This is a genomic window from Pseudomonas sp. R62 (assembly GCF_000257605.1).
Lineage (GTDB): Bacteria > Pseudomonadota > Gammaproteobacteria > Pseudomonadales > Pseudomonadaceae > Aquipseudomonas > Aquipseudomonas atacamensis.
On sequence record NZ_JH635998.1, the window covers coordinates 3,383,706 to 3,398,119 of the forward strand.

Annotated in this window: 12 protein-coding genes and 1 pseudogene; 10 read left to right on the forward strand and 3 right to left on the reverse strand. The window is 60.9% G+C overall.

Features of this window, described 5'->3' with window-relative positions:
- From rlmN to OQK_RS16405, 10 genes are all read left to right on the forward strand, one after another.
- Positions 1–892, forward strand: an 892-nt coding sequence (gene rlmN / locus OQK_RS16360; RefSeq protein WP_038861009.1) for a 23S rRNA (adenine(2503)-C(2))-methyltransferase RlmN, incomplete at its 5' end; no start/stop codon positions are given.
- A 12-nt stretch (positions 893–904) separates the two neighbouring features.
- Positions 905–1,663: a type IV pilus biogenesis/stability protein PilW gene (gene pilW / locus OQK_RS16365; protein ID WP_016773330.1), complete on the forward strand. Its 759-nt coding sequence runs from the start codon at positions 905–907 to the stop codon at positions 1,661–1,663.
- Entirely contained in the window at positions 1,663–2,682 is a 1,020-nt protein-coding gene (locus OQK_RS16370) for a RodZ domain-containing protein (RefSeq protein WP_016773331.1), read from the forward strand. Before pilW ends, OQK_RS16370 begins: the two co-directional genes overlap by 1 nt.
- Before the next feature lie 3 nt (positions 2,683–2,685).
- Positions 2,686–3,795, forward strand: a complete 1,110-nt coding sequence (gene ispG, locus OQK_RS16375) for a flavodoxin-dependent (E)-4-hydroxy-3-methylbut-2-enyl-diphosphate synthase (protein ID WP_016773332.1) — start codon at positions 2,686–2,688, stop codon at positions 3,793–3,795.
- Positions 3,796–3,817: 22 nt separating this feature from the next.
- Positions 3,818–5,107, forward strand: coding sequence for a histidine--tRNA ligase (gene hisS, locus OQK_RS16380; protein ID WP_016773333.1), 1,290 nt, complete (start codon positions 3,818–3,820; stop codon positions 5,105–5,107).
- Between the two features lie 41 nt (positions 5,108–5,148).
- Positions 5,149–5,790, forward strand: coding sequence for a tetratricopeptide repeat protein (locus OQK_RS16385; RefSeq protein ID WP_016773334.1), 642 nt, complete (start codon positions 5,149–5,151; stop codon positions 5,788–5,790).
- Positions 5,783–6,934, forward strand: a complete 1,152-nt coding sequence (gene bamB, locus OQK_RS16390) for an outer membrane protein assembly factor BamB (protein WP_016773335.1) — start codon at positions 5,783–5,785, stop codon at positions 6,932–6,934. The genes OQK_RS16385 and bamB overlap by 8 nt, the downstream gene beginning before the upstream one ends.
- A 135-nt stretch (positions 6,935–7,069) precedes the next feature.
- On the forward strand, positions 7,070–8,542 hold the full coding sequence (gene der, locus OQK_RS16395; protein ID WP_016773336.1) for a ribosome biogenesis GTPase Der: 1,473 nt from the start codon (positions 7,070–7,072) through the stop codon (positions 8,540–8,542).
- Positions 8,543–8,934: 392 nt separating this feature from the next.
- Positions 8,935–10,083, forward strand: coding sequence for a pyridoxal phosphate-dependent aminotransferase (locus OQK_RS16400; protein WP_016773337.1), 1,149 nt, complete (start codon positions 8,935–8,937; stop codon positions 10,081–10,083).
- Positions 10,071–10,862 (forward strand): amidohydrolase, encoded by a 792-nt coding sequence (locus OQK_RS16405; RefSeq protein ID WP_016773338.1) that lies wholly within the window; start codon positions 10,071–10,073, stop codon positions 10,860–10,862. The genes OQK_RS16400 and OQK_RS16405 overlap by 13 nt, the downstream gene beginning before the upstream one ends.
- Positions 10,863–11,040: 178 nt before the next feature.
- Here OQK_RS16405 and leuA read toward each other — a convergent pair whose 3' ends face one another.
- The 3 genes and pseudogenes from leuA to OQK_RS16420 form a co-directional block, all read right to left on the reverse strand.
- Positions 11,041–12,720 carry a 2-isopropylmalate synthase gene (gene leuA / locus OQK_RS16410; RefSeq protein WP_016773339.1) on the reverse strand — a complete coding sequence of 560 codons (1,680 nt, stop codon included), beginning with the start codon at positions 12,718–12,720 and terminating at the stop codon, positions 11,041–11,043.
- Positions 12,721–13,183: 463 nt separating this feature from the next.
- On the reverse strand, positions 13,184–14,005 hold the full coding sequence (locus tag OQK_RS16415; protein WP_016773340.1) for a peptidoglycan DD-metalloendopeptidase family protein: 822 nt from the start codon (positions 14,003–14,005) through the stop codon (positions 13,184–13,186).
- Between the two features lie 3 nt (positions 14,006–14,008).
- Positions 14,009–14,414, reverse strand: a pseudogene (locus OQK_RS16420) (exodeoxyribonuclease VII large subunit); the annotation flags it as partial.

A 14,414-nucleotide genomic window follows, 5' to 3' on the forward strand; every position in this document is an offset into this window, starting at 1 on the left:
GGTGCGCGTGGCGTCCGGCAGCTGCGTCGAGACCGTGTACATTCCCCAGGGCAAGCGCGGCACTTTGTGCGTTTCGTCCCAGGCAGGCTGTGCCCTGGATTGCAGTTTCTGCTCCACCGGCAAGCAAGGCTTCAACAGCAACCTCACCGCCGCCGAAGTCATCGGTCAGGTGTGGATTGCCAACAAATCTTTCGGCAGCGTCCCGGCCACCGTCGACCGCGCCATCACCAACGTGGTGATGATGGGCATGGGCGAGCCGTTGCTGAACTTCGACAACGTCGTCGCCGCCATGCATCTGATGATGGATGACCTCGGCTACGGGATCTCCAAGCGCCGCGTGACCCTGTCCACCTCGGGCGTGGTGCCGATGATCGATGAGCTGGCCAAGCACATCGACGTGTCCCTGGCGTTGTCCCTGCACGCACCAAATGACGCATTGCGTAACCAATTGGTGCCGATCAACAAGAAATATCCGCTTAAGATGCTGCTCGAGTCGTGCCAGCGCTACATGTCCGCCCTTGGCGAGAAACGTGTGCTGACCATCGAGTACACCTTGCTCAAGGATGTCAATGACAAGCTTGAGCACGCAGTGGAAATGATCGAGTTGCTTAAAGACATACCGTGCAAGATCAACCTGATCCCGTTCAACCCGTTCCCGCACTCCGGGTACGAGCGGCCGAGCAACAATGCCATCCGCCGCTTCCAGGATCAGTTGCATCAGGCCGGTTTCAACGTCACCGTGCGCACCACCCGTGGTGAAGACATCGATGCCGCATGTGGTCAATTGGTAGGGCAGGTGCTGGATCGCACCCGTCGCAGCGAACGTTACATCGCCGTGCGCGAGTTGAGCGCCGACAGCGATCTGGCACAGAACGCCGCGAACACTAACTAAGAGAGGATCTCTATGTCCCTGCGCTTTGCGCTGCTGTTGCTGTTGGCCAGCCTGTGTGCTGGTTGTGTCCTGTCGGGTGACTACAATCCGATGAAGACCAGCAAGGGCCGCGATGAAGCGCGGGCTGCCTACGTGCAGCTGGGGCTGGGCTATCTGCAGCAAGGCATGACCGAGCGCGCCAAGGTGCCTTTGAAGAAAGCGCTGGAGCTGGACGGTTCCGACCCCGACGCCAATGCGGCCCTCGGTCTGGTGTTTCAGGCCGAGATGGAGCCGGCACTTGCCGACGAGCACTTTCGCAAGGCCCTGTCCTCACGTCCCGCCGATGCGCGCATCCTCAACAACTACGGCAGTTTTCTCTACGAAGAACAGCGCTACAAGGAAGCCTACGAGCGTTTTGAACAAGCGGCCGCCGATACCCTGTATCCTGAGCGCTCGCGGGTCTTCGAAAACCTCGGCATGACCGCCGCCAAGCTTGGCCAGCGTGATCTGGCACAGCAACAGCTGGAAAAAGCCCTGCGCCTGAATCGCCAACAACCACGCGCATTGCTGGAAATGGCTGAGTTGTCCTTCGAAGACAGGCATTATGTGCCCGCGCGTGACTATTACGACCGTTTCAGCCAGCTCACCGAACAAAATGCACGTAGTCTATTGCTCGGCGTTCGGCTGGCAAAAGTGTTTGAAGATCGCGACAAGGCAGCCAGTTACGGTCTGCAATTAAAACGACTCTATCCCGGTACGCCGGAATATCAGCAATACCTGTCGGAGCAATGATGAAAGCGGCGCATCCCGAAGTTGTAGCAGCGAATCGCGTAAATCCCGGTGAGACCCTGCGCCAGGCCCGCGAAAGCAATGGCTGGTCGCTGGCCGAAGTGGCCCTCAAGCTCAACCTCACCGTGACATCCCTGAGCAATCTTGAAGCCGGCGCTTTCGACAAGCTGCCGGGGCATACCTTCGCTCGCGGTTACATTCGCGCCTATGCCAAATTGCTCGGCATGGACCAGACCGTTCTGGTTCAGCAGTTCGACCAGTCCACCGGCACCGACTCCCAGGGCAGCAACGTTCACGCCCTCGGTCGTATCGAAGAGCCGGTGCGGGTTTCCCACACCATTTTGCGTATCGTCAGCCTGTTGCTGCTGATCGCGGTCATCGGCGGCGGATTCGTCTGGTGGCAGGATCAGACCTCGCAGCGCACCCGCGATCTGACCAGCCTCGCACCGGAACACGTCGAAGTCGAAGGCGCTGACGGCACCACGCAGATCCACCCGATCGACGAGCCGGAAGACCAGGCTGTCGCCGAAAATCAGGCAGACAATTCGACATCGCTGGCCTTGCCGCAGTCGGAAACCAGTGCCGAATCGACCGGCGCCGAGTCTGCCGCGCCAGCAACCGAGCCGGCTGCCCCGGCAGTTGCGCCAAGCGCTCCGGCACAGACGCCTGCACCAGTGGTGGCAGCTCCGGCCACTCCAGCGCCGAATGTCCCAGCGACACCTGCCCCGGCCGCGCCGGTCGCTCAAGCGCCAAGCGCTGAAGCAGCTGCTCCGGTTGCCGGCGAAGGCCAGGTGCAATTGCAGTTCACCGGCGATTGCTGGGCACAGGTGACCGATGGCCGGGGCAAAGTGATTTTCAGTGGTCTGAAGCATAAAGGCGACAGCGTGACCGTTTCCGGCAAACCGCCGCTCAATGTGCGTCTGGGCGTTGCCCGCGCAGCACAGGTCAGCTACAACGGCCAACCGGTCGATATCGCTCCGTTCACCAGTGGCGAGACTGCTCGCCTGAAGTTGGGTCAATAAGTCATGCACGGCGAATCTCCAATCAAACGTCGCGAATCGCGCAAGATCTGGGTCGGCAACGTACCGGTGGGCGGCGACGCGCCGATCGCTGTGCAGAGCATGACCAACAGCGATACCAATGATGTCGCTGCGACCGTGGCGCAGATCAATCGTCTGGAAGCCGCCGGCGTCGACATCGTTCGCGTCTCGGTGCCGGACATGGACGCCGCCGAGGCGTTCGGCAAGATCAAGCAACTGGTCAAAGTGCCGTTGGTGGCTGACATCCACTTCGACTACAAAATCGCTTTGCGCGTGGCCGAACTGGGTGTGGACTGCCTGCGCATCAATCCGGGCAACATCGGTCGTGAAGACCGTGTGCGTGCAGTGGTCGATGCTGCCCGTGATCGCGGCATTCCGATCCGCATCGGCGTCAACGCCGGTTCGCTGGAAAAAGACCTGCAGAAGAAATACGGCGAGCCGACCCCGGCCGCATTGGTCGAATCCGCGCTGCGCCACGTCGAGCACCTCGAACGCCTGAATTTCCAGGACTTCAAGGTCAGCGTGAAAGCCTCTGACGTGTTCATGGCCGTCGAAGCCTACCGCTTGCTGGCGAAAGAAATCGTTCAGCCGCTGCACTTGGGCATCACCGAAGCTGGTGGTTTGCGTTCGGGCACGGTGAAATCCGCCGTGGGCCTAGGTATGCTGCTCGCCGAAGGGATTGGCGATACTATCCGCATCTCGCTGGCGGCCGACCCGGTCGAGGAAGTGAAGGTCGGTTACGACATTCTCAAGTCTTTGCACCTGCGTTCCCGTGGCATCAACTTCATCGCCTGCCCGAGCTGCTCGCGGCAGAACTTCGATGTGGTCAAGACCATGAACGAGCTGGAAGGGCGCCTTGAAGACCTGCTGGTGCCGCTGGATGTCGCGGTCATCGGTTGCGTGGTCAACGGCCCCGGCGAAGCCAAGGAAGCCCATATCGGCTTGACCGGCGGCACGCCCAACCTGATTTACATCGACGGCAAGCCGTCGCAGAAGCTGACGAATGACAATCTGGTGGACGAGCTGGAAAAGCTGATCCGCCAGAAAGCGGCCGAAAAGGTCGAAGCTGACGCTGCCGTTATCGCGCGCGGCTGATCGAACGAATTAAGGAAATTTTGTGAGCAAGTCTCTGCAAGCCATTCGTGGCATGAACGACATCCTGCCCGAACAGACCCCGCTGTGGCGTTATTTCGAAGGCACCGTGGCGCGTCTGCTGGATAACTACGGTTACAAGCAGATCCGCATGCCGATCGTCGAGTTCACCGAGCTGTTCAAGCGCTCGATCGGCGAAGTCACCGATATCGTCGAAAAAGAGATGTACACCTTCGAAGACCGCAACGGCGACTCGCTGACCCTGCGCCCGGAAGGCACCGCAGCCTGCGTACGTGCAGTGCTCGAGCACGGCATCACCGGCGGCGGTCAGGTGCAGAAACTCTGGTACATCGGCCCGATGTTCCGCCACGAGCGTCCGCAGAAAGGCCGTTATCGCCAGTTCCACCAGATCGGTCTGGAAGTGTTCAACCTCGACGGTCCGGACATCGACGCCGAGCTGATCATCATGACCTGGCGCCTGTGGGGCGAGCTGGGCATCCGTGATGCGGTCAAGCTCGAACTCAACAGCCTCGGCACCAGCGAATCCCGTGGTCGCTATCGTGAAGCGCTGGTCGAGTACCTCTCGGCGCACCACGACAAGCTCGATGAAGACAGCCAGCGTCGCCTGAAAACCAACCCGCTGCGCGTGCTCGACACGAAAAATGCCGACACCCAGGCCGTGCTGGTCGATGCGCCGAAAATGGCCGACTACCTCGACGACGAGTCCCGCGCTCACTTCGAAGGCCTGAAGGCGCGTCTGGATGCCGTTGGCATTCCTTACGTGCTCAATCCGAAACTGGTGCGTGGCCTCGATTACTACAGCAAAACCGTTTTCGAATGGGTCACCGACAAGCTCGGCGCCCAGGGCACCGTGTGCGCGGGCGGCCGTTACGACGGTCTGGTCGAGCAGATGGGCGGCAAGCCAACCCCGGGCGTCGGTTTCGCCATGGGCATCGAGCGTCTGGTATTGATGCTCGAAACCCTCGAGCAGATTCCGCAGGAAATTGCCCGTCAGGTCGACGTCTACCTCTGCGCCTTCGGTGAAGAAGCCGAGCTGGCCGGTCTGGCCCTGGCTGAACGGGTTCGCGATGAACTTCCAAACCTGCGCCTGCAAGTCAATGCCGGCGCCGGCAGTTTCAAAAGCCAGTTCAAGAAGGCCGACAAGAGCGGTGCGCTGTACGCATTGATCCTCGGTGACGACGAAATGGCCCAGCAAGTGGTAGGTTTCAAACCCCTGCGTGGCCAGGGCGAACAACAAAGCATTGCCTGGGATGCGCTCGCCGCTCACCTGGCCACCTGCGTCGTGCAGGGTTGAAGCTGTCTTAACAGCCGATTTAGCGATTAAGGAGTATTGGGGTGTCGAGTACCGAAGACGAACAGTTGGCGGATTTGAAGGACTGGTGGACACGCAACGGCAAACCTCTGGTCACCGGCGGCCTGTTGGCGCTGGTCATCGTGTTCGGCTGGCAGGCTTATCACAAATACCAGAGCAACCAGTCGCAAGGCGCCTCGGTGCTCTATCAGCAACTGCTGGAAACCACGCTGACGCCCGACGGCAAGCCTGATGCCGCCCGCGTTGCGGATCTGGCCGGCAAGCTCAACAGCGAGTACGGCGGTTCGGCCTATGCGCAGTACGGCAGCCTGTTCGTCGCCAAAGTGGCGGTTGACAGCGGCAAGCTGGACGACGCGGCAACCGAACTCAAAGCCATCGTCGACAAGCCGGCCAACCCGGCGCTGGGCGAAATCGCCCGTCAGCGTCTGGCGCAGGTGCTGGGCGCGCAGGACAAGGCCGAAGACGCCCTGAAACTGCTCGACGGCGATGCCGACAAAGCGTTCCTGGCCACTCGCGAAGAACTCAAGGGCGACCTGCTGGTGCGCTTGGGCCGTACCGATGACGCGAACAAGGCGTATCAAAAAGCCAAGGCGGCACTGTCGGATGAAGCGGCGGTCGGTGGCCTTCAAATCAAGCTCGACGACCTGGCCAAAGGGGATGCGTGACGTGATCCGTTGGAAGCATGCAGCATTGCTGGCTCTGGCCCTTCTGGCCGCGGGTTGCAGCAGCAACAGCAAGAAAGAATTGCCACCGGCCGAACTGACCGACTTCAAAGAAGAAGTGGTTCTGCAGAAGCAGTGGAGCCGCTCGATCGGTGACGGTCAGGGCGAAACCTACAACATGCTGGTGCCGGCGATCGACGGTGACACCATCTACGCCGCTGATGTGACCGGTGTGGTGATGGCGCTGGATCGCAGCAACGGCGACGTGAAGTGGGATCAGGATCTGGAACTGCCTGTCTCCGGCGCCGTTGGCGTGGGTTACGGTCTGGTACTGATCGGTACCCTGCGTGGCGAAGTCGTCGCTCTGGACACCAGCAACGGTGAAGAGAAGTGGCGTGCCCGCGTCAACAGTGAAGTCCTCGCGCCGCCAGCCAACAATGGCGACGTGGTCGTTGTGCAGACCCAGGACGATCGTCTGATCGGTCTGGACGCTGCCACCGGCAACCAGCGCTGGGTGTATGACAGCACCCCGGCGGTCCTGACCCTGCGTGGCACCAGTGCTCCGCTGGTGACCAACCGCCTGGCGGTAGCTGGCCTGTCGACCGGTAAAGTGGTCGCGCTGGACATCTCCAACGGCGTGCCGGTGTGGGAACAACGCATCGCCATTCCACAGGGTCGTTCGGAACTGGAGCGCGTGGTCGACATCGACGGCGGTCTGCTGCTGTCCGGCGGCACGCTGTACGTGGCCAGTTATCAGGGTCGCGTTGCGGCGCTGGATCTGGAAAGCGGTCGTCAACTGTGGCAGCGCGACGCGTCGAGCTACGCCGGTATCGCTCAGGGTTTCGGCAGCGTCTACGTAAGCCTGTCCTCGGGCACCGTTGAAGGCGTCGACGAGCGTTCTACCACCGCACTGTGGAGCAACGATTCACTGGCTCGCCGTCAACTGTCGGCACCGGAAGTGTTCTCCAGCTACGTAGCTGTGGGTGACCTGGAAGGTTATCTGCATCTGCTGAGTCAGGTCGACGGTCGTTTCGTCGGCCGTGAGCGCATCGACAGCGACGGCCTGCGTGCCCGTCCGCTGGTGGTGGGCGACACGATTTATGTGTATGGCAACAGCGGCAAACTGGAAGCCCTGACCATCAAGTAACAACTATGCTTGGGGTTCATCCCCAAGCGGCCCTGCATCAGCAGGGTTTGCAGCGCCCCCGGGTGTTGCCCCGAGCACCAGCCGCTGCCTCGCAGCGGCTTTTGTATTTTCTGAAATAACGCAGTGGAGAGCCGCATGGTTCCCGTAATCGCCCTGGTGGGCCGACCGAACGTCGGCAAGTCCACCTTGTTCAACCGCCTGACCAGGACGCGTGACGCCATCGTCGGCGACCTGTCCGGTCTGACCCGTGATCGCCAGTACGGTGAGGCCAAGTGGCAAGGGCGTTCCTACATTCTGATCGACACCGGCGGTATCTCCGGTGACGAACATGGTATGGACGAAAAAATGGCCGAGCAGTCGCTGCTGGCCATCGAAGAAGCCGATGTGGTGCTGTTTCTGGTAGATGCCAAGGCCGGTTTTACCGCTGCCGACCAGATGATCGCCGAGCATTTGCGCAAACGTAACAAGCGTTCCCACGTGGTGGCCAACAAGGTCGACAACATCGACCCGGAAATGGCCCGCGCCGAATTCGCCCCGCTGGGCATGGGCCACGCGATCCCGATCGCCGGCGCCCATGGCCGTGGCATCACGCAACTGCTGGAAGCCGCCCTGAGCGAATTCCCGCGCGATGATGACGAGCCGGCTGAAGGCGAAGAGGAAGAAATCGTTGCCGAAGGCGAGGAAGCCAAGCGCATTCCTGGTCCGAGCGAAAAAGACGGGATCAAGATCGCCATCATCGGTCGTCCGAACGTCGGCAAGTCGACCCTGGTCAACCGCATGCTCGGTGAAGACCGGGTCATCGTGTATGACCAGCCGGGCACCACCCGCGACAGCATCTACATTCCGTTCGAGCGCAATGAAGAGAAGTACACGCTGATCGACACCGCCGGTGTGCGCAAGCGCGGCAAGATCCACGAAGAAGTCGAAAAATTCTCCGTGGTCAAAACCCTGCAGGCGATCAAAGACGCCAACGTGGTGATCTTCGTGATGGACGCCCGCGAGGGTGTGGTCGATCACGACTTGAACCTGCTGGGCTTCGCGATCGAATCCGGTCGTGCGCTGGTCATTGCGATCAACAAGTGGGACGGCATGACGCCGAGCGAGCGCGACTTCGTCAAAGTCGAGCTGCAACGTCGACTGTTCTTCGTCGACTACGCCGACATTCACTTCATCTCGGCCCTGCACGGCACGGGCGTGGGCAACCTCTACGCTTCGGTGCAGAACTCGTTCAAGTCCGCGGTTACCCGCTGGCCGACCAACCGTCTCACCCAGATTCTGGAAGATGCGGTGGGCGAGCACGCGCCACCGATGGTCAACAACCGCCGGATCAAGCTGCGTTACGCTCACTTGGGTGGTGCGAACCCGCCGATCATCGTGATCCACGGTAACCAGATCGAGAAAGTGCCGAAGTCCTACGTGCGCTATCTGGAAAACACTTACCGTCGTGTACTCAAGCTGGTCGGTACGCCGATCCGCATCGAGTTCAAGGGCGGCGAGAACCCGTACGAAGGCAACAAGAACACGCTGACCGACCGCCAGGTCAACAAGAAGCGTCGCTTGATGTCGCACAACAAGAAAGCCAGCAAGAAGCGCCGCGACAAGAAGTGATCCGAGGCGCTGCACAATTTTGTGTGGGGCTTTTGTGGCGAGGGGATTTATCCCCGATGGGCTGCGCAGCAGCCCCAAAACCTGTGTCCGCGGTGTATCAGTCAAACCGCATTCAACGGGTTTGCGACTGCTTCGCAGCCGGAACGGGGATAAATCCCCTCGCCACAGGATTGATCGTTCCCACGCTCCGCGTGGGAATGCATCCCGTGACGCTCCGCGTCACAAAGCGAGGGACGCAGAGCGTCCGTGGCGGCATTCCCACGCAGAGCATGGGAACGATCGGTCAGAGAGAAGGGCGCCGTTTGGCGCCCTTTTTTTATGGGCGCCGGATGGGCTATCCTCGGGCTCTCCCGCGCCGTCGTCAGAGCCGGGTGTTGAGCAGAGAACCCCCGATGATCACCAGCAAGCTGCCGAATGTCGGCATCACTATTTTCACGCAGATGTCTCAGCTCGCGGCGCAGACCGGCGCGATCAACCTGTCCCAGGGTTTCCCGGATTTCGACGGCCCGCAGTCGCTGCGTGATGCGGTCGGGCGGCATATCGCCAGTGGCCATAACCAGTATTCACCGATGACCGGATTGCCGGTGTTGCGTCAGCAGATCGCGGCCAAGATCACCCGCAGCTACGGCGTGACTGTCGATGCCGATCACGAAGTGACGGTAACGCCCGGCGCGACCCAGGCGATCTTCTGCGCGATTCAGGCCATTATCCACAGCGGCGATGAAGTCATCGTCTTCGATCCGTGCTACGACAGCTACGCACCGGCAACGGAGCTGGCGGGTGGTCGTTGCGTGCATGTGCAGCTGAATCCGGTCGACTTCTCCATCGATTTCGACCAGCTCGCTGCGGCCCTGAGCCCGCGGACGAAAATGATCGTCATCAACACCCCGCACAACCCGAGCGGCGCATTGATCAGCCGCGCCGAGCTCGATCAACTGGCGGCGTTGATCCGTGATCGCGACATCTATCTGATCAGCGACGAAGTCTACGAACACCTGGTCTTCGACGGCGTGCCGCATGTCAGCGTGCTGGCCCATGAAGAGCTGTATCAACGCGCGTTCGTGGTCAGTTCGTTCGGCAAGACGTACCACGTCACCGGCTGGAAAACCGGCTACGTCGTCGCCCCGCCAGCGCTGACGGCCGAGCTGCGCAAGGTCCATCAGTACGTCAGTTTCTGTGGCGTCACGCCGCTGCAATACGCGCTGGCCGATTACATGGCCGAGCACCCGGAGCACGTTGAAGAGCTGCCGGGTTTCTATCAGGCCAAGCGCGATCTGTTCTGCGATCTGCTCGCGCCGTCGCGCTTCAGTTTTACCCGGGTCACTGGTACCTATTTCCAGTTGGTCGATTATTCGCAGATCCGTCCTGATCTCAATGATGTCGACATGGCGATGTGGATGACTCGTGAGCACGGTGTCGCGAGCATTCCGGTGTCGGTGTTCTACCAGAATCCACCGCAAGGCCAGCGCCTGATACGGCTGTGCTTTGCCAAACGCGAGGAGACGCTGCGTGAAGCGGCGGCGAAACTATGCGTGATCTGAGTGCATTGCCAGACCTGACTCTGGCGTTGATCCAGACCAGCCTGGCCTGGCACGACCGCCAGGCCAACCTCGAGCATTTCGAGCTGCTGCTGGAGCAGGCCCGGGGCGCCGATCTGATCATCCTGCCGGAGATGTTCACCACCGGATTCTCGATGGAATCGGAAACCCTCGCCGAAGCCGAAAACGGCCCGACCAGCAAATGGCTGCGGGCGCAGGCAGCGAAGTTCGATGCGGTCATCACTGGCAGCGTGATCATTCAGGCGGCTGACGGCAGCCATCGCAACCGCTTGCTCTGGGCGCGGCCGGACGGCGAAATGCTGCATTACGACAAGCGTCACCTGTTCCGCATGGCCGGCGAGCACAACCATTACACGCCCGGCGAGCGGCAGGTGCAGTTCGAGCTCAAGGGTTGGCGGATTCGTCCGCTGATCTGCTACGACCTGCGCTTCCCGGTGTGGAGCCGCGATGCGCAGGACACCGATCTGCTGCTGTACACCGCCAATTGGCCGGGCGCACGGCGTCTGCACTGGAACCGCCTGCTGCCGGCACGAGCGATTGAAAATCTCTGCTACGTGGCAGCGGTAAATCGGGTGGGCAGCGATGGCAAAGGCTTCGCCTATACCGGCGACAGTCAGGTGCTGGATTTTCAGGGCGAGACGTTGCTGGCGGCGGGGGAGGCGGATGGCGTGTTCAAGGTGATTCTGGAAGCGGCGCCGTTGGCGGCGTATCGCGAGCGCTTTCCGGCGAATCTGGATGCCGACACTTTCGAGTTCACCTAACGAGGCCGATCGTTCCCACGCTCTGCGTGGGAATGCAGCCCGTGACGCTCCGCGTCACTGGACGCGGAGCGTCCCTTGAGGCATTCCCACGCGGAGCATGGGAACGATCGCATCCTTTGATCGACAAAAAAAGGCCCCGGAGTTTGCACCCCGGGGCCTTTCGCGTTTCAGCGGTCGATTACGCTGCTTTTGCCTCTGGCTGGCTCAGCGAGCGGTTCAGCGCGCTGAACAATGCCTTGAAGCTGGCGGTGGTGATGTTTTCATCGATACCCACGCCGTGCACCGCACGTTCACCGTTCACCCGCAGTTCGATGTAGGCCGCTGCTTTGGCATTGGTGCCCGCGCCGATCGCGTGTTCGTTGTAGTCCATGATTTCCACCGGAATCGGCAGGCCGGCGACCAGTGCTTCCAGAGCGCCGTTGCCCTTGCCGCGCCAGTGCAGGTTGGTTTCGCCCTGACCTTTGCTGGCTACTTCGACTTCGACGGCGCTGTTGCCGTTCTCTTCCTGCAAACGATGGCTGACCAGCGCGTAAGGAGTGTTGGCCTGCAGGTATTCGCTGATCAACAGCGAGTGAATCTGCTTGGCCGTCATCTCCAGGCCCAGGCGATCGGTCTCACGCTGCACCACCTGGCTGAACTCGATCTGCATGCGGCGTGGCAGGCTGATGCCGTATTCCTGCTCCAGCAAGTAAGCGATGCCGCCCTTGCCCGACTGGCTGTTGACGCGGATCACCGCCTCGTAGCTGCGACCGATGTCGGCCGGGTCGATCGGCAGGTACGGCACTTCCCACAGGGTGTCCGGTTTCTGCTGGGCGAAGCCCTTGCGGATCGCATCCTGGTGCGAGCCGGAGAATGCGGTGTGCACCAGGTCGCCAACGTACGGATGACGCGGATGCACCTGGATCTGGTTGCACTCTTCGACGACCTTGCGCACGCCGTCGATGTCGGAGAAGTCCAGCTCAGGGTCGACGCCCTGGGTGTACATGTTCAGCGCGACGGTGACGAGGTCGACATTGCCGGTGCGCTCGCCGTTGCCGAACAGGCAGCCTTCGACGCGATCGGCGCCGGCCATCAGGCCCAGCTCGGTGGCAGCCACGCCGGTGCCCCGGTCGTTGTGGGTGTGCAGGCTGATGATCACGCTGTCACGACGGTTGATGTTGCGGCCGAACCATTCGATCTGGTCGGCGTAAACGTTCGGCGTCGCGCATTCAACGGTGGCCGGCAGGTTGAGGATCATCTTGTGCTCAGGCGTCGGGTTCCACACCTCGATCACGGCGTCACAGACTTCCTTGGCGAACTCCAGCTCGGTAGCGCTGAAGGTTTCCGGCGAGTATTCGAAAGTCCACTCGGTTTCCGGCTGCATGGCCGCATATTTGACGAACAGCTTGGCGGCGTTGACCGCGATGGCCTTGATGCCGTCCTTGTCCTGGTTGAAGACGATGCGACGGAAAGAAGGCGAGGTGGCGTTGTACAGGTGAACGATGGCTTTCTTCGCCCCGCGCAGGGATTCGAAAGTGCGCTCGATCAGGTCTTCACGGCCCTGGGTCAGTACCTGAATGGTGGTGTCGTCCGGGATGTGGCCTTCTTCGATCAGGGTACGCACGAAGTCGAAGTCGGTTTGCGACGCGGCGGGGAACGACGCTTCGATTTCCTTCACACCGACTTGCACCAGGGTTTTCCAGAAGCGCAGCTTCTTCGCCGCGTCCATTGGCTCGATCAGCGACTGGTTGCCGTCACGCAGGTCGGAGCTGCACCAGATCGGCGCGGCATCGATGGTCTTCGACGGCCAAGTACGATCCGGCAGGTTGATGACGGGAAACGCGCGGTATTTCGAAGACGGGTCTTTGAGCATGCTCATCGGGAAATTCCTTGTTGTCTGGGCCGAAAAGAGGCGGCCTGCCGGTTGAACGAATGTTCTTGGAAAAGCGTGGGACGAGGCGCAGCGATTCAGCCTGGCAGTCGTGCACTGACGAGGCACAGGCTGCGGTGCTGGCGAAGCTGAATGAGGGTGTGAGAGGTTTTCATGGCTTCAACCCTAACCGCGAGGGGAAAGGATGGCAAGCAGTCGGAAAAAATTGAGAGGAATACCCGGAAAGCGGGATTTTGCAGGAATTTATTGCGCTTAAGGCGGTGGAAGGTGTTGATGTTTGCGTAAGGCTAGATTGGGGCGCAATTGAGTTTTTGGAGATTCATTGAGTATGGCGGTGTTTTATAGGCGGCCTTCGCGAGCAGGCTCGCTCCCACACTGGATCTTATTCACAACAAAGATCCCCTGTGGGAGCGAGCCTGCTCGCGAAGAGGCCGGTCGCCTCAACACATACTCAAGGTTGGAAGGCACCAATGAAAATCGCCGGATCCACCCGCGCATCGTTCAGGCTGACATTCCAGTGCATATGCGGCCCGGTTGCCCGGCCAGTCGCGCCGACTTTGCCGACCACTGCGCCACGGGACAGTTGCTGGCCGTTTTTCACGTCGATCTTCGACATGTGGCAGAACATGCTGATAAAGCCTTGGCCGTGGTCAACAAACACCGTGTTGCCGTTGAAGAAGTAATTGCCGATCAGAATCACCTTGCCCGCCGCCGGAGTCTTGATCGGCGTGCCCGCGGGCACTGCGAAATCGAGACCGGCATGAGGATTACGTTCTTCGCCATTGAAGAAACGACGCACGCCGAACTTGCTCGACAGCGGCCCGTTGACCGGTTTGTCCAGCAGCAGATTGCTCGGCGTGGTCGGGCTGAAACTGCGGTAAGCCGCGATCTGTTCCGCCAGTTCACCCTCGATGCGCTTGAGGTTGTCGGCGTTCGGATTGACCTGCTGTTTGTTCTTCAGGGTGATGTGCTGTTCCGGATATTTCTTGCTGCCCACGGTGAAGGGCAGATTGCGCCCGCCACTGCTGATCTGCTGCGCGCCGGGCTTGACCGTCAGCGGCACGCCAACGATTGCCAGCCAGTTGTTCTGCTCCTTGACCACCAGCACCGGTTTGCCCTGATAAGTAGCTTTCGGCGCCTGCGCGGCAGTGCCCAGATTCACCACGGCGACGCCGCCCGGCACCGGTTTGTTCAACAGCCGGGTGATGTAACTGTCGGCGTGGGCGTTGAAGGTCAGGCAGAGCAACAGCAGCGGAGCGAGAAAACGCGGCATGGATCAGTCCAGTAAAGAGAGGGTGACGGGCGTCAGGTGATTGTCCTCGACGCGCACTTGCAGTTCGCCTTCGCCGAGCTTGGCTTTCAGACGCTGGCCGGTGTGGGTCTGCGCAGCATTGCGAATCGCGTGGCCACGCTCGTCGAGCAGAATGCTGTAACCACGACCGAGAGTCGCCAACGGGCTGACCACGTGCAGGGTCTGCATCTGACTGTGCAATTGCTGCCGACGCTGTTTCAGAGCATCGCGCATGGCTCGGGGCAGACGCTCGGCGAGGCTGTCGAGGCGCTGGCGGAGCATGGCCAGTTGGCGCCCCGGATGTTGCCCGGCGAGACGGGTTTCCAGACGGATCAGGCGTTCTCGACGCGTATTGAGGCTGCGCTCGAATGCGCGGCGCATGCGCATCGTA